At 42.7% G+C, this 1,005-nt stretch carries 1 protein-coding gene; it reads left to right on the forward strand.

From position 1 onward, the window contains the following. On the forward strand, positions 1-919 hold a 919-nt coding region (locus tag AC1DLB_RS30880; RefSeq protein WP_477786391.1), incomplete at its 5' end, for a hypothetical protein. Positions 920-1,005: the final 86 nt, after the last annotated feature.

A 1,005-nucleotide genomic window follows, 5' to 3' on the forward strand; every position in this document is an offset into this window, starting at 1 on the left:
TGCTCTACCCATAGAAATCTCAGAGCGAGCAAAGCAAGCTGTGGAGTCAGGAGATCATGAAGAACTCAAGAATTTGTTATTGGAATCGGCTCCGTTAAATATTCTAGATGGGTTGCAGCGAACATTCATACTAAAAGAAATACTTGAGAGCGGGCATGCTTTTCCACCAGAGCAGCTTGTTCATCTTGAAATAAGAGCCGAACCGGATCTTGATCATCTTATTTATCGAATAATTGTTTTGAATGCGGGTCAAAAACCGATGTCGATGCGGCATCAAATTGAAATTCTGTCACTAAGCTTGCGAGCTACTTTGATGAAAGAGATCGAAGGGCTAGAATTGGTGCCAGAGGTTGATGGTGGTCGGAGAACTAGATCGCGTAGATATTCGTTGGATAAAATCTCAAGTGGCTATCATGCTTATCTTTTGAAGTCCCCAGAAGTAGACAAGCAAAACGTGGTAGCGCAACGACTAAGTGAACAGGCCGTTCTCCAGCAGGATGTGGAACAGTTTGGTATTCAGTTCGGCGACTTCGTGAACTTTTTTAGGTTTTACTGCGATCTTGACGATGCTGTCGAGAGTACACAGCCAGCTAATGGGGGGCTTACAGCTACCAATTGGCTTGGAAATGAAAATACTATTAATGGTTTTTTTGCAGCAGCTGCAGATTTCGGTTCTACACCCGACAGGCAGGAACGCATAAAAACTGCTCTTAAAAAAGTTACATCAGACATAGCAACAGAAAAATCAGAAGAGTCGTTAGGGTTGAATCTCTTTCAGGAAATTATTTCGGGTTTTCCTAGTCGCAAAACGAATATTGGATATGCAACTCGCAAACTGATATTTGTTTCATTTAAAGAGTTCTTTAGAGATGAGGGGCAAACTCCCTTGCGCGATATATGGGAACGTGAGGCGGAGTAATGAACTACACGGATTTAGTTCGGCAAGTTCCTTTTGAAGATCTGAAGATTGATGCTAGTCTCGCGGTCTCGGAATTTCAAGGAGAG

It is taken from the genome of Pseudomonas sp. 05N434 (genome assembly GCF_056396965.1).